15 protein-coding genes and 1 pseudogene are annotated in these 18,147 nt (G+C 70.3%); 5 read left to right on the top strand and 11 right to left on the bottom strand.

What is annotated here, in order from left to right; genetic code table 11:
• Positions 1-5 precede the first annotated feature (5 nt).
• Together ACWCSD_RS13300 and ACWCSD_RS13295 are read right to left on the bottom strand one after the other, a co-directional pair.
• A complete protein-coding gene (locus tag ACWCSD_RS13300) occupies positions 6-1,226 on the bottom strand; it encodes an FxsB family cyclophane-forming radical SAM/SPASM peptide maturase (RefSeq protein ID WP_449914723.1) in 1,221 nt (406 codons plus the stop codon).
• Positions 1,227-1,811: 585 nt separating this feature from the next.
• A complete protein-coding gene (locus tag ACWCSD_RS13295; protein WP_449914721.1) occupies positions 1,812-2,654 on the bottom strand; it encodes a helix-turn-helix transcriptional regulator in 843 nt (280 codons plus the stop codon).
• Positions 2,655-2,865: 211 nt separating this feature from the next.
• Here ACWCSD_RS13295 and ACWCSD_RS13290 point away from each other — a divergent pair, with 211 nt between their 5' ends.
• Positions 2,866-3,603 carry an SDR family oxidoreductase gene (locus tag ACWCSD_RS13290; protein WP_449914718.1) on the top strand — a complete coding sequence of 246 codons (738 nt, stop codon included), beginning with the start codon at positions 2,866-2,868 and terminating at the stop codon, positions 3,601-3,603.
• A 106-nt stretch (positions 3,604-3,709) separates the two neighbouring features.
• On the opposite strand, the pseudogene ACWCSD_RS13285 reads toward ACWCSD_RS13290, so the two are convergent.
• From ACWCSD_RS13285 to ACWCSD_RS13275, 3 genes and pseudogenes are all read right to left on the bottom strand, one after another.
• Positions 3,710-4,600: pseudogene (locus ACWCSD_RS13285) on the bottom strand (NAD(P)-dependent oxidoreductase); the annotation flags it as partial.
• Positions 4,601-4,616: 16 nt separating this feature from the next.
• Positions 4,617-6,065 (bottom strand): MFS transporter, encoded by a 1,449-nt coding sequence (locus tag ACWCSD_RS13280; RefSeq protein ID WP_449914716.1) that lies wholly within the window; start codon positions 6,063-6,065, stop codon positions 4,617-4,619.
• A 69-nt stretch (positions 6,066-6,134) separates the two neighbouring features.
• Positions 6,135-6,581 (bottom strand): carboxymuconolactone decarboxylase family protein, encoded by a 447-nt coding sequence (locus ACWCSD_RS13275; protein ID WP_449914713.1) that lies wholly within the window; start codon positions 6,579-6,581, stop codon positions 6,135-6,137.
• Positions 6,582-6,709: 128 nt separating this feature from the next.
• Here ACWCSD_RS13275 and ACWCSD_RS13270 point away from each other — a divergent pair, with 128 nt between their 5' ends.
• The 3 genes from ACWCSD_RS13270 (at position 6,710) to ACWCSD_RS13260 (ending at position 9,792) form a co-directional block, all read left to right on the top strand.
• Complete coding sequence (locus tag ACWCSD_RS13270) at positions 6,710-7,600, top strand: LysR family transcriptional regulator (protein ID WP_397161984.1); 891 nt, start codon at positions 6,710-6,712, stop codon at positions 7,598-7,600.
• 522 nt (positions 7,601-8,122) lie between these two features.
• On the top strand, positions 8,123-8,455 hold the full coding sequence (locus tag ACWCSD_RS13265) for a hypothetical protein (RefSeq protein WP_449914709.1): 333 nt from the start codon (positions 8,123-8,125) through the stop codon (positions 8,453-8,455).
• A 206-nt stretch (positions 8,456-8,661) separates the two neighbouring features.
• Positions 8,662-9,792 (top strand): FAD-dependent monooxygenase, encoded by a 1,131-nt coding sequence (locus ACWCSD_RS13260; RefSeq protein WP_449914707.1) that lies wholly within the window; start codon positions 8,662-8,664, stop codon positions 9,790-9,792.
• An 829-nt stretch (positions 9,793-10,621) separates the two neighbouring features.
• Here ACWCSD_RS13260 and ACWCSD_RS13255 read toward each other — a convergent pair.
• Positions 10,622-11,437 carry a hypothetical protein gene (locus ACWCSD_RS13255; RefSeq protein WP_449914706.1) on the bottom strand — a complete coding sequence of 272 codons (816 nt, stop codon included), beginning with the start codon at positions 11,435-11,437 and terminating at the stop codon, positions 10,622-10,624.
• 698 nt (positions 11,438-12,135) lie between these two features.
• Between ACWCSD_RS13255 and ACWCSD_RS13250 the strand changes: the two genes are divergently transcribed.
• Positions 12,136-12,558 (top strand): pyridoxamine 5'-phosphate oxidase family protein, encoded by a 423-nt coding sequence (locus tag ACWCSD_RS13250; RefSeq protein WP_397161991.1) that lies wholly within the window; start codon positions 12,136-12,138, stop codon positions 12,556-12,558.
• A gap of 2 nt (positions 12,559-12,560) precedes the next feature.
• On the opposite strand, the gene ACWCSD_RS13245 is transcribed toward ACWCSD_RS13250, so the two are convergent.
• The 5 genes from ACWCSD_RS13245 to ACWCSD_RS13225 form a co-directional block, all read right to left on the bottom strand.
• Positions 12,561-14,030, bottom strand: coding sequence for a hydrogenase large subunit (locus ACWCSD_RS13245; RefSeq protein WP_449914703.1), 1,470 nt, complete (start codon positions 14,028-14,030; stop codon positions 12,561-12,563).
• Complete coding sequence (locus ACWCSD_RS13240) at positions 14,027-15,475, bottom strand: proton-conducting transporter transmembrane domain-containing protein (RefSeq protein WP_357709376.1); 1,449 nt, start codon at positions 15,473-15,475, stop codon at positions 14,027-14,029. The genes ACWCSD_RS13245 and ACWCSD_RS13240 overlap by 4 nt, the downstream gene beginning before the upstream one ends.
• A complete protein-coding gene (locus ACWCSD_RS13235) occupies positions 15,475-16,134 on the bottom strand; it encodes a hypothetical protein (protein ID WP_449914700.1) in 660 nt (219 codons plus the stop codon). Before ACWCSD_RS13235 ends, ACWCSD_RS13240 begins: the two co-directional genes overlap by 1 nt.
• 15 nt (positions 16,135-16,149) lie before the next feature.
• Positions 16,150-17,094: a respiratory chain complex I subunit 1 family protein gene (locus ACWCSD_RS13230; RefSeq protein WP_449914698.1), complete on the bottom strand. Its 945-nt coding sequence runs from the start codon at positions 17,092-17,094 to the stop codon at positions 16,150-16,152.
• Positions 17,091-18,147, bottom strand: a 1,057-nt coding sequence (locus tag ACWCSD_RS13225) for a proton-conducting transporter transmembrane domain-containing protein (protein WP_449914695.1), incomplete at its 5' end; no start/stop codon positions are given. The genes ACWCSD_RS13230 and ACWCSD_RS13225, both read right to left, overlap by 4 nt.

The raw sequence follows: 18,147 nt of genomic DNA, 5'->3' as shown, positions 1-18,147 counted from the left end.
TCCCCTCAGTGAACCGACCCGCGCAGGTCGGCGACGAGGCGTTCACGAATGTGATCGATCAATCGATACAGATCATCGCAATAGACTGACGGGTTCTTGAAGCCGTCGTCCGAGCGGTAACGATGCGTGTAGAGCCCGCCGCCGCACACTCGCCCGAATTTGCATGCCTTGCACGTGTCGCTCAACGCTTCCCAACCGAGCTGGCGCGCCACCATGCCGGGATGTCGGAGCGCCTCGTCGAAGGAATGGTCCACGATGTTCAAGCCGGTCATGGGGGCGCCCTGCCGTACCGCCTTGAGGGAGTCCGTCTGCTCGATGGTGCCGTCCGTCTCGATCACGACGACCGTGGACGGCGTCAGGCCCACGGATTCGCTGGCCGAGCCGCCGCCGAGCAACAGACTCACGATTTCCTGAAATATCCGTATCACGCTGTCGCTGCCGCTTTCGTACCAATGGTCGAAGATCGGAATGAGCCAGTCGGCGTACGCCGTAGCCGGCTTCCTCCATCCCGGCGGCGGCGTGTCCCAGGTCGCGTGCGGCAACAGGAAGTCCATGGTCGGCGGATCGAAAGCGTTCAGCGCCTCATAGGTCTCGACGGGATCATTGAGCAGATCGACCGTGCACAACAGCCCGCTGAACAGGTGACGAAACCTCTCGCTGGTGAGCCGTGTCAGCCCCTGCATCACCGCCGGGTAGCTCCCCCGCCCGTCGGCGAACCGCCGATTGCGGTCGTTCTCCCTGGGACCGCCGTCGAGACTCACTCCCACCCGGACGTCCATCGCGTCGAACGACGACAGCGCCGCTTCGTCCAGCAACACCGCGTTCGTCTGCAGCACCGCCTCGACCCGCAGCCCCGGCCCCACCTCGGACCGCACCAACTCCACGATCTTCGCGAGGTACTCGTGACCCGCCAGCAACGGCTCCCCTCCGTGCAGAACCACTCGCACCGACGGCAAATCATGATCAGCCGCGTGCTCGGCGATACGCTGGGCGGCGATGGAGACCAGTTGAGGGTCCATCACCATCGGCCGCCCCCGCCAGCTCTGATCGGCCAGGGTGTAGACATAGCAGTAGTCGCACGCCAAATTGCAGCGGCTATGGACTTTAAGAAGGAATTGCCGGAAAGGTCGCGCCCGCCACCCGCCACGAAGCAGTTCGTCGACATCGAGCGCTGAAGGCCACTCCCATGATTGATTCTCTGCGTTAGATGTCAACCTAGAGACCACCCCGCTTCAACGCTGCCAATTCTAGACGACCCAGGGCAAATGGGGGAGGCTCCGTCACGGCCCGGCGGCGCTGGGCCGTGATCGCTTTACTGCTCGAATCGCACACCGGCCACGCCAATCAATGAAATGCGAGGTCCTGGTGTCATTGCGCCTGCCGATAATCACGTCCGTCCAGGTCATGACTCTGCGAAGGCTTCGCGTGGCGTACGCGAGCTGCCGGCGCCGGCCGATCCGCGTGTTCCTGGAAGTGCTCGCGGCGTGACTCCGGGGCTACGGCAGGACCCCGGGACGCCTCGGGGTCCTTCGCCGTTCCGGGCTTCCGAACTACCGCGCCGACCTTGGGAGAACGTCGCGGCGAGCATGCCGCGTACATTCCGTGAGGAGTGGCGCAGAGCTGCTTCGGACCGCCTCCCGCTGCCTACGGGGCAACCGAGGCGATCACGCAAAAGAGCAGGTCAACTCGTGGATCGTCTGGTCTCGCTTGCGCGCCTTGACGACGCGTGACGGAGCGTACGAGCGCGCCCCGAGCGCGGCGAACGCCGTCTTCGATCTCTGCATGGTGGCCCGTCTGATCGGGCGGCTCCGTCAAGGTGCGGCGGTGGGCGCCACCCAGCTGCTGAGGAGCCGGAGCGCCTGCGCGGTCGGCGAGCCCGGCTCGACGTTGTAGACGCACAAGGTCTGGTCGGGGTCGCCCGGAGGCTGGAAGGACTCGTAGTGGAAGTGCAGCTCGCCGACGAGGGGATGGCGGTAGTGCTTGGTGCCGTGCGTGCGGCGCAGCACGCGGTGGTCGTTCCACCAGGAGCTGAACTCCGGCGAGCGCAGGGTGAGCTCGCCGACGAGGTCAGCGAGCCGGCGATCCTGGGGATGGCGACCGGCTTCCAGGCGGAGCATGGCGACGGTCTCCGCGGCGACGCGTTCCCAGTCGCCGGTACGGATTCGGGCTTCGGGGTCGAGCAGGTAGTAGCGGGCCAGGTTGCGCTGAGGCACGGCAAGGGCCTCGAAATCGGTCAGCACCTCGCGGGCCAGGCGGTTGGCGGCCAGGACGTCCGTACGGCGGCCGAGGACGAAGGCGGGCACGTCATGGAGGGTCTGGAGCATCAGGTGGAGGCCGGGCCTGACCCTCTGGGGGCTGACGGGGGCGTGGCGGGCAGGGCGAGCCAGCAGGTCGGTGAGATGCTCGCGTTCGGCGGGGTCGAGCTGAAGGGCCCGCGCGAGCGCCTCGACGACCTCGGGCGAGGGGTGACCGGCGCGGCCCTGTTCGAGCCGGGTGTAGTACTCGGTGCTGACCCCGGCCAGCCTGGCGACCTCGCCGCGGCGCAGGCCGGACACGCGACGCGCGCGGCCGTCGGCGGGCAGCCCAGCCTGGTCCGGGGTGATCCGGGCCCGGCGTGAGCGCAGGAAGTCGGCGAGTTCGCGACTGCGGTCCATGTCCTCCAGTGTGCGGGAGCCGGGCGAGCGGCCAGGTGGACGGAGGTGGCCCTGCCAGTACCTGCCTCGCGGAGCCCTGCCCGGGCAGGGCCCGTTCGGGCACCTCGAGAGGGGGACGTGGACTGGTGTGCTGGTGAGGGACCGCGGCGATGGGCCGCGGATGACTCGGAAGGCTTGCACCATGAACGCAGCAACCCCTCTCGCCGGCCGCGTGGCCGTCGTCACCGGCGCGTCCAGCGGGATCGGCGAGGCCTCGGCCGAGCGACTGGCCGCACTGGGCGCACGTGTGGTCGTCGTGGCGCGGCGTGCGGAACGGTTGGACGACCTCGTCGTCCGGATCGGTGAGGCCGGCGGCCAGGCTTCGGCACTGGCGGCCGACGTCACCGACGCGGCGGCGGCACGGGCCGCCGCTGAACGGGTCGCGGCCGAGCTGGGCGGGGCCGACCTGCTGTTGAACAACGCGGGCGTCATGCTGCCCGCCCCCATCGAGGAGCTGACCGCCGATCAGTGGCAGCGCCAGATCGACCTCAACATCACGGGCCTGATGAACGTGATCGGCGCGTTCGTCCCCCAGCTGGTCGAGGCGGCAGGTACGCGCGGCGTGGCCGACCTGATCAACACCTCCTCCATAGCGGCGCAGAACATCTTCCCGAACTTTGCCGTCTACTCCGCGACCAAGGCGTACGTCACTCATCTGTCCCGGCACCTGCGGGCCGAGCTGGGGGCCAAGAACGTGCGGGTCTCGGCGATCGAGCCGGGGATCGTCGGCACCGAGCTGCAGAGTCACGTCACCGACGAGGGCGCGCGGGCGTGGCTGGAGGGCTCCAAGGAGACGATGGAGTGGCTCACGCCGCAGGATGTCGCGCAGACCGTCGGGTTCATCGCGAGTCTGCCACCGCGAGCGAACCTCCAGCAGGTCACCATCATGCCTACCGGCCAGCCCAGCTGACCGCCTCCGCCGAGACCGGCTTGTCGCGACGGCACTCGTTCGGACGAAAAGCTCCCGTGGGCGGCCACGACTGCACGAGGGAGTGGATGCGGCGCCCCTCCCCTCCTCAGCCGGAGGGTGAGGCCGGCCTGCCGAGCACCTCGGTGAGAGCTGAGATGCTGTGGTCGCCGTGGCCGGCCTCGGCGGCTCGCCTCAGCAGGTCGTTCAGCGGGCCGAGCCATGCCACGTCGACGTTCGTCTCCCGCGCGAGGTCTTCGTCGTGGGCCGCTCCGGCCAGGAACAGGTTCACGGAGGAGGCGGCGTCGCTGTAGTCACCGCTGTCGATCTCCCTGGCGTACACCGGAAGCAGGGACTTGATCATGTCCAGCCACTTGCCGGTGAAGCGCACCATGCTGCCCGCGTCCAGCCCGCGCGCCCGGAGGGCGGCGGCGCCCTGGAAGAAGCCGACGAGCGCGGGCAGCAGGAGGGCGCCCACCGCCATCTCGTACAGGGCGGCCAGGTCGACCTCGTCGCCCAGGTGGACGGTGTCGCCGCCCAGTGTCGTCAGCGTCGGCTCGCAGGCGTCGAAGACGGCCTTGTCCCCGCTGTAGTAGATCAGGGTGTCCGGCGCCCCCACGGCTGCGGGCACGTTCTTGACCGCGCCGTCGAGGTAGCGGGCCCCGTGGGAGCCGGCCCAGGCGGCCGTCTCCCTGGCGCCGGCCGGGGACCCGCTGTTCAGGGTGACCAGGGTGCGCCCCGACAGGGCGGCGGCGACCGGCTGCAGGATCTGCCGGGTGTCTTCGTACGTGGTGAGGCAGGTGATGATCAACGGGCTCGCGGCCACGGCGTCCTCGATCGCCTCCGCGTGGATCGCGCCCCTGGCGGCGAGGAGTGCGGCCTTGTGCGACGTACGGTTCCACACCGTCGTGGGGTGTCCCGCCCTGATGAACGCCTCGGCGATGGCCGTACCCATCGAGCCCAGCCCGATGACGGTCACGTTGTCGTCTGTCATTGCGTGCTCCTTGGTGGTGCCATTAGTGGTGAACGGGCACCGAGTGCTTGCCGGTGCCCTGTGCGGACGTCTTCCTGTCCCGGTGCAGCAGCAGGAGCAGCGCCGTCACGAGCCCGGCCAGCGCGAAGACGGCGGTGGCCAGGAAGCCCGCCTGGAACCCGTCGTTCAGGCCCTCGGCGTCGGCGCCCGTCGTGGAGGCGAAGGCGACCGACGAGGCGATCGCGATGCCGAGCGCGGCTCCGATCTGGAAGACGGCGTTGTTGATGCCGGAGACCAGGCCGGACTCCTCGGGCTTGGCGCCGGTGAGCGAGGCGATGGAGGCTGCGACGTTGGTGCTGCCGATTCCGGAGCCGAAGACGACCAGGCCGAAGAACAGGTCGCTCCAGTAGCCGCCGTCGGCGTCGATCCGGGTCAGCAGCAGCAGGCCGCCGGCCAGCAGCGTCATGCCTGCGATCGCGATGGGCTTGTAGCCGACCTTGGCGACCAGCCGGGCGCTGACGTTCGCGCCGATGATCGACATGACCGCGTAGATCGCGGTGCTGAGCCCGAACTTCACCGCGCTGTAGCCGAGGACCTGCTGGGCGTAGAGCGACGTGATGAGCGCCCCGCCGTACACCGTCATGGCGACGATGAGCATCAGGATGTTGCCGCCGACCACGGTCGGTGAGCGGAAGATCCGCAGCGGCACCAGCGGGGCCTGCGACCGGTTCTCGATCACGGTGAAGATCACGAACAGTACGGCGGCGCCGATGAGCATGCCGATGGTCCGGCCGCCGCCCCAGCCGACCAGCGGCGCCTCGGAGACGGCGTAGACCAGCAGGGCGATGGCGGCGGTGATGGTCACCGCGCCCGCCGGGTCGAAGCGGCGGCGGCCGTCCTGGACCGGCGTCGTCTTGAGCAGACGGGGCCCGAGGACCAGGACCGCCACGACGACCGGGACGTTGATGTAGAAGATCCACTCCCAGCCGAGCCCGTCGGTGATCGGGCCGCCGATGAGCAGCGCCGCGGTCGCGCCGAAGGCGCCGACGCCGGTCCAGATGCCCAGCGCCTTGTTGCGCTCGGGCCCCTCGGCGAAGGTGTGCATGAGCACCGCCATCGCGGTCGGTGTCATGATCGCGGCGGCGACGCCCTGGACGACCCTGGCAGTGATCAGCACCGAGTCGTTCCAGGCCAGGCCGCACAGCACTGAGGCGAGGCCGAACAGGGCGGTGCCGAACAGGAACATCCGGCGGCCGCCGAGCAGGTCGGCGGTGCGCCCGCCGAACATCAGCAGGCCGCCGAAGCTCAGCAGGTACGCGCTCATCACCCACTGGACGCCGCCCGGGGAGAAGCCGAGTTCGCTCTCGATGGAGGGCAGGGCCAGCATGACGATCTGGGAGTCGACGATGACCATGAAGAAGGACGCCACCAAGAGGGTCAGCGCCAGCCATCTCCGAGGGTCGGGGGCTTCCAGGGGTTCGCGAGGTGTCATCTTTTCCTCTTCTGGGATGCATCAGGGCAGCGCGAAGCCGCCCCGTGGGGATGTCAGGCCTGATGAGACCTAGTGGGGAGGGGAGATCCTCGCGGTCAGGCACATGCGATCGAGCGCGTTCGCGACGGACACGGCCATGATCAGATTCGCGAGGTTGTGGGGACCGAGCAGGTTCTCCGCCGCGCCGTACACGTCGTCGAGCACGCCGTCGGCCGGAAGCCTGGTCATCGTTTCGGCGAGAGCCAGGGCGGCACGCTCCGAGTCGGTGAACCGGCGCGAGTCGCGCCAGCCCGCCAGCTCGTTGAGCCGCTCCTGCCGCTCGCCCAGGCGGATCGCCTCCGCGGAACGCAGGGCCAGGAAGTACGCGCAGCCGTTGAGCTGGGCGACCCGGATGCGCGCCAGTTCGCGCAACCGGTCGTCGCACAACCCCTCGCGCCGCAGCACGTCCTCCAGATCGGTGATCAGGCTGACGGCTCGTGGCGACGCTGCCGCCAGTTCGATGCGCTGCCTGGTCATCGTGTGGTTCAGCCCTTCGTCGCGGTCGGTGGTCGTCTGCCTGAAGCAGTGTGAATCCGGCAGATGGTCACGAACAACGGCAAAGTTCTCACCGCTCGGTAAGGTGCCCTTACCGAAAGGGGGTGCCGGTGAACTGGCAGGAGCTGGAGACGTTCCTGGTACTGGCCGAAGAGCTGCATTTCGGCCGCACGGCCGACCGCCTGCACGTGTCACGCGCCCGGGTCAGCCAGATGACCCAGGCGCTGGAACGCCGGGTCGGCGGCCCGCTGTTCGAGCGCACCAGCCGCCGGGTGGCCCTGACCCCCTTGGGCAGGCAACTGCGCGAAGACCTCGGTCCGCACTGCCACGGGATTCTCGAAGCCGTGGCCAAGGCGTCGAACACCGCGCGCGGCACCGGCGAGGTGCTGCGCGTGGGCTTCTCCAGCCCGCTGGCCAGCGAGCGGGTCATGACCGTGGTCGAGGCGTTCCGCGCCTCGCATCCGCGGTGTGAGGTGCAGATCCGCGAAGTCCACCTGTCAGACAGATACAGCGCGCTGCGACGGGGCGAGCTGGACCTGCAGGTGATCGAACTGCCCGTGGACGAGCCCGATCTGACCGTGGGCCCGGTGCTCGTGCGCGACCGGACCATGCTCGCCGTCTCCGCCTCGCACCGCCTGGCCGGCCGTACGTCGATCTCCATCGAGGATCTCGGAGGTGAGAACCTGCGGCTCATCGACGGCCTGCCGGGCTATTTCCAGGCGCGTCACATGCCTGATCGCACCCCGGCCGGGCGGCCCATCCATCACTCGACCACCACGAAGTACTGGCAGGAACTGCTCGCCCTCGTCGCGGCGGGCGAGGGCGTCACGATCGCCGCCGCCCAGGGCACCCGTTACTACCCACGGCCCAACCTGGTCTACGTCCCGTTCCACGACGTCGGGCCGTTCGAGTACGCGCTGATATGGCGTACGGCGAGCGTCTCCGCCAAGGCCCTGGCCTTCGCCAGGGTGGCAGTGGAGAAGCACGCCCCCAAGGCCTGAGTCACTTGCTCAGCAAGCGCACATGTCGTCAGGCGCGCCGAACCCGGGCGCCGACGTCGGCGGTCAGCGTCCCCAGAGGGCGTTACGCAGTTTGATGTCCTTTAGGTCGCTTGTGCTGGGAAGGGCGTACGGGCAGCGTCCAGTGCATCGTGGCGGTGACCGAGCACGCCACCAGGCGTGTCGGTGCTCGACACCACCGCTCAACCGAGCGCGAGCTGTCGGGCGCGCTTCACGCTCCGAGACCGAGATGGGCAGTTCTCACGAGTTCCTCGCCGAGGGCGGCATCACGACGGCGCTCAGACCGGCTCGGCGGCACTGATCGGCTCGGACTCGTTCGACGACGGCAGGGGCCACTCCGTCATGGGCCGCCTCGTCCGCGACCTGCGCCGACCCTGTCAGCGCGACAACGACTGCAGTGACCGTCACAGGCACGATCAACGAATACCACCACGCTGCCTAACCGCAGCTCAGACCACGCACTCAATATTCGAGCGGCACAGGGGTGGGAAGCTTCCGGCCCTCATGGACGAGATTCTCGTCGAGGCCGGCATCAAGACGGTGCTCACCGGTATCCCGATGCCGCGCATGAACTCGACCAGGAAGCGGTGGGTGCGGTCGTGCCGCCGCGAACTCCTCGACCGCCGCCTCGCATGGAACGAACACCACCTGCGGCATGCCCTACGGGAATACGAACACTTCTACAACCACCATCGTGCCCGCCAAGCCCTGGACCAAGCGGCGCCGCCGCGTCCTGTCCCCGATCCGATCACGGACCCAGAGCAAATCAGCGACCTCAACATCCGGCGACGAGGCCGGCTCGGCGGTGTCCTCCGCGAGTACTCACATGCCGCTTGAACTGCATGGATGCGATTTCCGGCAGGCGTAGAGCGCCACCGCCCCGACTGATGCATCGTCGATGCTTGCGAACAGCTGGCTCGGGTCCGGCGTGGCGTAGCGCGCGTGGTAGCGCACTGTGCGCGTATAACTACCCTGTGCCAAATGAAGTACAGAAGGTGGTTTGTGTCGGCGGCGGACCCGCCGGCCTGTATTTCGCGATCCTGATGAAGCTGCGCGATCCTTCGTGCGACATATCCGTTTTCGAGCGCGATCCGGCGGGTTCGACGTACGGCTGGGGCGTGACGTACTGGGGCAGCCTGCTCGACCGGCTGTACGAGAGCGATCCCGAGTCGGCCCGCGCCATCGGCGAGGCGTCCGTGCGGTGGCATGACGGGATGGCCCTCGTCGGCGGCCGCACCACCACGCACCGCGGCGACGAGGGCTTCGGCATCGGCCGCCACCGGCTGCTCGGCATCCTGGCCGACCGGGCGATCGCACTCGGCGTGCGGGTGGAGTTCGAGCGCGAGATCCTCGGCGAGGTCCCGGACGCCGACCTGGTGGTGGCCGCCGACGGGGTGAACAGTCCGCTGCGCGGCCGCCACGACTTCGGCACCGAGGTCGCCACTGGGAGCAACACCTACATCTGGCTCGGGACCACCAGGGTCTTCGACGCCTTCACCTTCGCCTTCGTGGAGACCGAGCACGGCTGGATCTGGTGCTACGGGTACCCCTTCGACGACGAACGCAGCACCTGTGTGATCGAGTGCGCGCCCGCCACGTGGCGCGGGCTCGGGCTCGACCGCGCCGACGAGGCGGGCAACCTGGAGCTGCTGGACAAGCTGTTCGTCGACCTGCTCGACGGGCATCGGCTCGTCGGGCGCGGGCAGGGCGCCGCGCAGTGGCTGCGCTTCCAGACCGTGACGAACCGCTCCTGGCACCGCGGCAACATCGTCCTGCTCGGCGACGCCGCGCACACCACGCACTACTCCATCGGCGCCGGGACCACGCTCGCGATCGAGGACGCCATCGCGCTGGCCGGCGCGATCGAGCGCCACCCCGCCCTGGCGCCCGCGCTCGCGGCCTACGAGCGGGAGCGCAAGGCCGCGTTGTTGCCGGTCCAGAGCGCCGCCCGCTACAGCGCGCGGTTCTACGAGAACCTGCCGCGCTACCTGCGCCTGGAGCCCGCGCAGATGTTCGCGCTGCTCGGCCAGCGGCACTCGCCGCTGCTGTCGTACATGCCGCCGCGGCTGTACTACCAGCTCGACCGGGCGGCGAGCCGGCCGGAGGCGCTGCGCAAGATCAAGCGCTGGGCCGGGCACTGGATCGCCGGGTCACTGCAGTCGTTGTCGCGCTGACGGGGTCGGCGCAGGTCGCGGACGAGGCGGCCGATGACGGAGTGGACCCGGCCGTCGTCGAACGAGTCCGAGCCGATCAGCGGGGTCACAGCCCGCCGCCGCGGAGTTCGGGAGACCCTGGCGCGGGCCTTGGGAGCCAAGCGGCTCCGCTGCGCACTGCTCCTGATCCGATCCTCGATCCCGAGCGAATCACCGACCTGAACATACGCTGACGAGACGGGTTGGGCGGCATCCTTCATAGGCACTCGCAGCAGCTTTTCCGGGAGATCAAAGAGCTCGGCTACACCGGCAGCCTCAACCTGCTCTACCGCTCCATCATCCAAGGCCGAAGGAGAACGACCTGTCACCGCCTCCCGCCGCCTGGCACGCCTCCTGCTCACCCACCCTGACCGGCTACGCGACGGCGACACCCAGTTGGTGCTGGAACTCATTGCCGCCTGCCCCGAGCTGACCACACTCGCCCGCCATGTCCGCGGCTTCGCCGCGCCGCTCCGCGATGGCGAACCGGCCGACTGGGGGCCGTCAGGCTGAGAGTCAGCCACCAGAGGTGTGACAGAGATCTTCGTCCGTCCTTGCTGAGCACACCCCTGTTCGCAACACGAAACCAGATTTTCGAGGGGGACAGGGTGCGCGGTGGTGATGGCGGCGGTGAGGAGGAGTGCTGCGCGCCGCAGGGGGAGATGCACGTGTACCCACCTCTGTCGATGCCCCAGAGTGGCGACTATGTGCGCCAAGTAATCATGTGGTGGCGAGGGTTTCTGGCGTAGCAGAAACACTCACCTGCCCCTAACGCCACAATGCGGGTTGGGAGTTCGTGAGCACCTGCGGTTCAGCCGGTGCGGAGCTGATGCAGGTCGGGGATGTGGTTGGACAGCGTTCCCGGGGTGACGCCGAGCAGCTTGGCGATCGAGGTGATCGAGTTGGCGGGGTTGGGCAGCATGTCGCGGGCGCCGCGCAGGAGTTCCGGGGTGATGACGGTGGGGCGGCCGCCGGTGCGGCCGCGGGCTTTGGCGGCGGCCAGGCCTGCGTTCGTCTGGCCGTCGATCACGCCGCGTAAGGTGGCGGAGGTCGTGCTCGTGTCGTACACCGTCAGGTCGTCCTGGCTGTCGTCCGATCCGCTCATCACGAGGGTGTCCCCGGCGGCGGCCACCAGCGGGGCCGCGTACGTGCGGGGCCCGACCTCGACCGGCTGTGGCTCCGGTGCGGTGACGTCGACGTCGAGGCTGACGACGCCGCCGCCCCATGTGCCGGCGCAGCCGTATCCCACCCACAGCCGATCACCGGACAGCGACAACTTCGACGGGCACGGGTAGGAGGCCAGGTTGATCCGCCGGGTGATGGTGGGGCCGGAGGTGTCGATCTCGGCCACCTCGTTCGAGCCGCTCAGAGCGGCGTACAGGCGGGTGCCGTCCTGCGTCGAGGCCAGGCCCGCGGCACCGGAGAGACCCGTGACGGTACCGGTGGACAGGCCGCGGGAGTCGGTGACGACGATCCGGTCCTTGACGGAGACGAACACCTTGCCCCCGCCCGTGGCCAGGTCGCCTTCCCATCTCTCATAGGCGCCGAGAAACGTGTTGAGGTAGGTCGCTGAGTCGGCGAACGCCGCGGGCGCCGGTGCGGCGACAAGGCCGGCCGCCGCCAGCAAGGTGGCGCTGATGGCGGTGAGCCGACGGGCCAGGCGGGTGAACGATGTGCCACGTGCTGCGCGCCCCGGAAAGCGCGGCTGTCTGCTGAGTTCTATCCGGTACTGATGCCCTGACGGCCCCTGAGGTGAGTTCTTGATCACGAAAATGATCTAGTCACACCTCATCGATCACGTCAGCGTATTATCGAATATGTATTCGAATCTGTGTAGGTCGTCGGGAGGGCTGCCGCCAGGGCCCGCCGCACGCGTGGCCAGTTGGTCACCCGGATCGCTGGCGAGCTCGGCGCCGGCCGCTCGACGCGCCGCACCGGGCACTGGAGCGCGAGGACCCGGACAGTGACCCCGGCCGCTCCCGAACATCTGGAAGAAGGCGCTCGGCCCCGGACATCGCAACCCAACCCGCCCGCGACGTAACCGACCTCAACGACCAGGGGATCGTCCGCCGAAAACCCGTCGTCACAGGCACGATCAACGAATACCACCACGCCGCTTAACCGCAGCTCAGACCACGTAACTCAATATTCGAGCGGCACACCCGGCCGTTCACCTCTCTCCAGCAGAGAGAACAGCTCCGGATCGACAGCCGCGACCTGGCCGCCGTCGGACTGCGTCTGCTCGCCCACCCCGCGGACGGAGCGCGCCGCCGGCAGGGACTTTCGTCCCTACCGGCGGCGGTGCCGGTGCGCGATCGTGGAGCGGTGCAACAGCAGGTCACGCGGTCCGCGCCGACGAGCAGGGAACTGTCCCGAGATGAGGCCCTGCGGCACTTGGGGAACGTCACCTTCGGCAGGATCGTGTTCATCAGCCGGGCGATGCCGGCCCTCCGGTTCGTGGCTCATGTCATGGACGGTGACGGCCTGCTGATCGGGCTGCCGTACGAGGCGGAGATCGCCGCGCTGCTGCAGCGGGTCTCCGTCGTCGTGTACGAGGCCGACGAGCTGGACGCCGCCGCCCGGACGGGGTGGAGCGTCGTGCTGACCGGGCGGGCCGGGCTGGTGGCGGACCCGCAGGAGCTGGAGCAGGCCCTGGCCAGGCTCCAGGCGTGGCCCGGCGAGCGGATCGACGTGGTGGCACGGCTGCGGCCGGAGCTGGTCACCGGGTTCGCGGCGGGCGCCGACTGACGTCAGAGGTCGTTGCCGGCGTACGACAGGTTGAAGCTCTTGTTGACCAGAGGGAAGTCGGGGACGATCGCGCTGTCGAGCGCCACCGGGAGCGCGGGCCAGTTGAAGAAGGACGGGTCCACGATCTTCAGGCGGCTGATCGTCTGATCGGGCGCGAGCTCGACGCGGTGGGCGATCGTGCCACGCCAGCCTTCGACGAGCCCCACGCCCGAGGAGCACCTTTCGAGGGACGGTGACGCATCCGGGGCCGCGGGCGTCTCGACCAGATGCGTGATCAGGGCGATGGACGTGGCGATCTCCTCGGCCCGGATCTGGAAGCGGGCCATCACGTCCCCGCCGGTCCGGTGGGCGGGGGTGAAGTCGCCGAGGTCGGTGAAGGGGTGCCGGCGGCGGGCGTCGAGGTCCAGGCCGCTGGCGCGGGCCACGTAGCCCAGCGTGCCGAGGTCGCGGGCGGCCTCGGCCGACAGGATGGCGGTGCCGGTGAAGCGGTCGGCGACGACGCTGTGGCCGAGGGCGAGCTCGGTGAGTTCGGCCACGTCGGCGCCGATGGCGTGCAGCATGTCGGGGTCGGGGAAGCCCCGCAGACGGGCGCCGCCGAGGCGGACGGCGCCGCGCAGCAGCCGGTGCCCGGTGACCTCGGCGTTGAGGCGCAGGAGTTGTTCGCGGATGCGACCGGCGTGGGCGTGCAGGATAAGGAAGGCGACGTCGTTGCAGAGCGCGCCCAGGTCGGTGACGTGGTTGTAGAGGCGTTCCAGCTCCAGGAGCACGGCTCGGGCCTGCTGCGCCCGCGCGTCGGCCGGAGCTCCGGTGGCCTCTTCCACGGCCAGGCAGTAGGCGAGCGCGTGGCCGACGGAGGTGTCGCCGCTGACGCGTTCGGCCAGTTGCAGCCCGTCGGCGGGGTGGCGGCCCTCGAAGAGCTTTTCGATACCCTTGTGGACGAACCAGAGTCTGGCCTTGAGCTTGATGATCGTCTCGCCGACCACGGAGAAGCGGAAGTGCCCCGGTTCGATGAGACCGGCGTGGACGGGGCCGACGGGGATCTCGTACACGCCCTGGCCCTCGACGGTGACGAACGGGTACGGCCCCTCGGAGTCGCCGAAGGCGGGCGGCGGCCCGGCGTCGTCGCGCATCGGGTACCAGCCGCGCGGCCAGTGGTGGTGGCGCACCAGGCGGCAGGGGAGCGGGTGGTCGAGCGGGGTGATGCCGTACAGGTCGCGGATCTCGCGTTCGAACCGGCCCGCGGGGAAGGACAGGTGGGCCAGGCTCGGCACGGCCGGCTGCTCGGAGGGGAGCCGCAGCCGCAGCTCGGTACGGCGATCGGGGTCACCGGCGACGAACAGGTACGCCACCCCGAACCCGTCCGCCTCCTGGCGCGCGGAGACCAGCGCCAGCCGGTGGCCGCCGGCCAGCAGGCGGGCGGCGTGGCCGGGCAGTTCGGCGGTGCCGACGTCGGCGATGGTTCGTGTGCTCATGGTGTTGCTCCGGCGATCGTGGCGGCGGCTTGCAGCAGGGGGCGCAGCGGCCCCAGCGTGATGCCCAGGACGGCGCAGGCGGCCAGGCCCGCCACCAGCGGGACGGCCAGGGTGGGCGGCAGCGCGACGGCCTCGCCGGGTCCGCCGCCCACGAGCATCGGCCGGACCTGGCGTCCGACGGCGGCGACGATGACGAGCATCAGCGCCAGGGCCGCCGCGACGGGCCAGCCCAGGCCGGCGGCGAAGCCCGCCCGCGCAATGCCCAGCTCGCTGGCGAACAGGCTGAACGGCGGGAGGCCGAGCAGGGCCAGCAGCCCCAGGGAGAACGCCCCGGCCGGCATCGGCGCCCTGGAGATGAGGCCGCGTACGGCACGGATCCGGGTGCTGCCGAGCGCCTGGTGGAGCTGTCCGGCGGACAGGAACACCACCGACTTGCCCAGCCCGTGCCCGAGGATGTGCAGCAGGACCGCGACCAGGGCGAGGGTGTTGCCGATCGCGGCGCCGAGGGCGATCAGCCCCATGTGCTCGATGCTGGAGTAGGCCAGCAGCCGCTTGTAGTCACGCTGGCCGATGAGCAGCAGCGCGGCCCCGGCCAGGGAGGCCAGCGCCACGATGACCAGCAGCGTACGGGTGAAGCCGGTGCCGAGCGCCGCGTCGGCGATGACCTTGACGCGCAGGACGGCGTAGAAGGCCACCGACAGCAGCCCCCCGGACATCAGCGCGCACACCGGGGCCGGGGCCTGGCTGTAGGCGTCGGGCAGCCAGGCGTTCATGGGCGCCAGCCCGGCCTTGGTGCCGAAGCCGAGCACGAGCAGCATGACCGCGATGCGCATCACGCCGGGGTCGAGCCGGCCCGCGTGTTCGGACAGCGCCGTCCAGTCCAGGGAGGCCACTCCGGCGTGGTCGCCGGCGTCGTGGGTCAGGACCAGGCCCAGCAGCGCCAGCGCGATGCCGACCGAGCAGATGACCATGTACTTCCACGCGGCCTCGGTGGCCTGACGGGTGCGCCGGTGCCCGACCAGGAAGGCGGTCAGGATGGTGGTCGCCTCGATGGCCACCCAGAGCAGGCCCAGGCTGGAGGCCAGGACGGCCAGCGCCATCGCGGCGACGAACGACTGGGTCAGCACGCCGTAGCGGCGCATCTCGCGCGGGCCGGTCTGCCCGGAGGCGAGCTCGGCCGCCAGGTAGGCGGGGCCGGCCAGCATGGCCAGCAGCGCGACCGTACCGATGACGATCAGCATGAAGGCGCTCAGCGCGTCGCTGTGCAGCAGCCCCGCCAGCGCCTCCCGCCTCCCCGCCGCGGCCAGCGCGACGGCGCAGGCCAGCAGCCCGGCCGCGGCCGACGCGCCCAGCCAGGCGGTGACCCGGTTCCAGCCGATCAGGGCGTACGCGAGCGCGGCGGCCGCGGGCACCGCGACCGGGGCGATCACCAGCAGGCTGTCCATCAGTCGTGCAACTCCCGTAGCTCGTCCAGGTCGGTGCCGCCGAAGGCGGCCCGCATCCGGGTGGTCAGCACCTGCAGCACCAGCACGGCCAGCAGGACGTCCAGCGAGATCCCGAGCTCGACGACGAGCGGGACGCCGCTGGTGGTCAGGAAGGCGGCGGCGGTGATGGCGTTGTCCATCAGCAGGAAGCCCACCAGCTGTGACAGCGCCCGCCGCCGGGTCACCAGCACGAAGAACCCGATCAGCAGCACGGTCAGCGCGATCGGCACCGCGTGCGCGGCGGGGGTGGGCGACAGCCGTATCAGCGGCTGGGAGACCGCGTAGGCCAGCATCGCCAGCACCGCCGCCACCAGCAGTGAGGTCGCCACGTTGACCAGCGGCTGTGTCTCGCGGCCCGCGCCGCTCGCCACCAGTGCGCGGCGCATCAGGTACGGCAGCAGCGCGGCGCGCAACGCACCCACCCCGAGACCGATCAGGACCAGTTCGAGGCTCCCCTGCCGGACGCCGAGGACGACGATCAGCACGGTCAGCGCCACGCCTTGCAGGGCGAACAGCCGCACGATCGGCGACAGCTCGTGCCGCCACAGCACCAGCACGCCCGTGAGCAGGAACGCCCCGCAGGCCAGGTCCAGGAGCTGGACGTACGTCGCATCGCTCATGTTCACGTCCATGTCTCAGGTCAGGAAGAAGGAAGCGGTGACGGCCAGCAGCGCCAGCAGGAACGAACCGGCCAGCAGTTCCGGAACGCGGAACAGCCGGAGCTTGGCCATGAACACCTCGCCGGCGGCGAGCAGCACTCCCAGCAGCCCCACCTTGACGACGAGCGCGACCATCGCCAGCGGCAGCGCGAGCACCCCGGCCCCCGCGCCCGCGATCCCCAGGGGGACGAACAGGCCGGCCAGCAGTCCCAGCAGCACCGACAGCCGCATCGCCGACGCCCACTCGATCAGCGCCAGGTCGGGCCCGGCGTACTCCAGCACCGTCGCCTCGTGGATCATCGTCAGCTCCAGGTGCGTGGAGGGATTGTCCACGGGGATCCGGCCGGTCTCGGCGAGCGTGACGATCGCCAGCGCGACCGAGGCGAGCACGCTCACCGGGGAGAGCACCGACAGCGGATGCCCGGCCGCCGCCGTCACGATCGCCCCCAGGCTCGTGGAGCGGACGCCGATCGACAGGGCGAAGGTCGAGACCAGGATCGTCGGCTCCACCAGCGCCAGCACGGTCATCTCCCGGCTGGCGCCCATCCCGCCGAACGCCGTCCCGGTGTCCAGGGCGCCCAGGGCCAGCGCCACCGACCCCAGCGCCAGCAGCGCGGGCACCGCGAACAGGTCCGCGACGCCGTCCAGCGGCGAGTCCGTGGTCACCAGCGGCACCACCGCGGCCACGACCAGCGCCGTGCCGGCCAGCAGCGGCGGCGCCGCGCGGAACACCCAGCCGGTGCCGCGTGGCGCGATGGGCTCCTTGCGCATCAGCTTGCGCAGGTCCCGCCACGGCTGGGCGATCCCGGCGCCGGCGCGTCCCTCCAGCCGGGCGTGGACCTGCCGCATCCCCCCCACCAGCAGCGGCGAGCCGACCGCGACCAGGATCACCTGGAGCGCCGCTCCGATCACGCCCGTCATCGCAGCACCACCAGAACGATCAGCGCCGCGGTCAGCGCCCAGAACCCGTAGCCGAGATAGCGGTGGACGCTGCCGGTGGCCAGGCCACGGGCGCCACGCCCGGCGGCCGTCACGGCGGAGATCAACGGCTCGTACAGCCGGTGTTCGATCCGGTCAGGGATCCGCGCGTGGAAGCTCACGCGTTCCACCAGGTAGGCCGACTCCTTCATCGGGGTGACGTCCACGTCGCTCTCCGGCTCCAGGACGTCGCCGAAGACCCGCTGCAGCGGCTCGGCGAACGACGTGGCGGTGTACTCCATCCGCGCCGACATGGGCCCGGCGCCGCAGTCCCAGAGCCGGGCGGCGCGCCGTGCCCGCCGCGTCGCGCCCACCCGTACCAGGCAGAGGACGGCCACGACGGCGGCCACCAGGGCGACGGCGATCAGCAGCGGCGAGATCATCCCCGCGACCCCGGTCAGCCGCAGCGTCACCTGCCCGCCGGCCACGTCCCGTCCAGGGAACGCCACTCCGACCGCCCGGACGAGCGCGGGCAGGACCAGCGTGGGGGCCAGCGCCAGGGCCACGCAGCACGCCGCCGCGAGCGTCGTCGCGGCCAGCATGGCCGGCGGGCTCTCTCCGGCACGTTCGGCCTCCGCGCTGCGCGGCCGGCCCAGGAAGCCCACGCCGAACGCCTTGACGAAGGTGGCGATGGCGAGACCCGCCGACAGCGCGATCGCCCCCACGGTCAGCGGCATCGTCACCGCGCCCGCCACCCCGGCGGCGGGCTGCGCGTGGATGAGGCTCTGCAGCAGCAGCCACTCGCTGACGAAGGCGTTGCCGGGCGGCAGCGCCGAAGCGCACAACGCGCCGAGCGCGAACACGACGGTGGTGTACGGCAGCCGCGCGCGCAGCCCGCCGAGCGCGTCCAGATCGCGGGTGCCGGTCGCGTGCAGCACCGAGCCCGCCGACAGGAACAACACCGTCTTGAACGCGGCGTGGTTGACCACGTGGAGCAGGGCCGCGGCCAGCGCGGCCCGCACCCGGAACGCGGCCGGCCCGCCCTCCTGCAGGTAG

The organism is Nonomuraea sp. NPDC001684 (assembly GCF_053596515.1).
This window is presented reverse-complemented; position numbering and strand designations above follow the sequence as displayed.

Coding starts and splice junctions, on each gene's coding strand:
- ACWCSD_RS13245 (WP_449914703.1), bottom strand. CDS start 14,030: ATGAGCACACGAACCATCGCCGACGTCGGCACCGCCGAACTGCCCGGC.
- ACWCSD_RS13230 (WP_449914698.1), bottom strand. CDS start 17,094: ATGACGGGCGTGATCGGAGCGGCGCTCCAGGTGATCCTGGTCGCGGTC.
- ACWCSD_RS13275 (WP_449914713.1), bottom strand. CDS start 6,581: ATGACCAGGCAGCGCATCGAACTGGCGGCAGCGTCGCCACGAGCCGTC.
- ACWCSD_RS13265 (WP_449914709.1), top strand. CDS start 8,123: ATGGACGAGATTCTCGTCGAGGCCGGCATCAAGACGGTGCTCACCGGT.
- ACWCSD_RS13280 (WP_449914716.1), bottom strand. CDS start 6,065: ATGACACCTCGCGAACCCCTGGAAGCCCCCGACCCTCGGAGATGGCTG.
- ACWCSD_RS13260 (WP_449914707.1), top strand. CDS start 8,662: ATGAAGCTGCGCGATCCTTCGTGCGACATATCCGTTTTCGAGCGCGAT.
- ACWCSD_RS13240 (WP_357709376.1), bottom strand. CDS start 15,475: ATGGACAGCCTGCTGGTGATCGCCCCGGTCGCGGTGCCCGCGGCCGCC.
- ACWCSD_RS13295 (WP_449914721.1), bottom strand. CDS start 2,654: ATGGACCGCAGTCGCGAACTCGCCGACTTCCTGCGCTCACGCCGGGCC.
- ACWCSD_RS13235 (WP_449914700.1), bottom strand. CDS start 16,134: ATGAGCGATGCGACGTACGTCCAGCTCCTGGACCTGGCCTGCGGGGCG.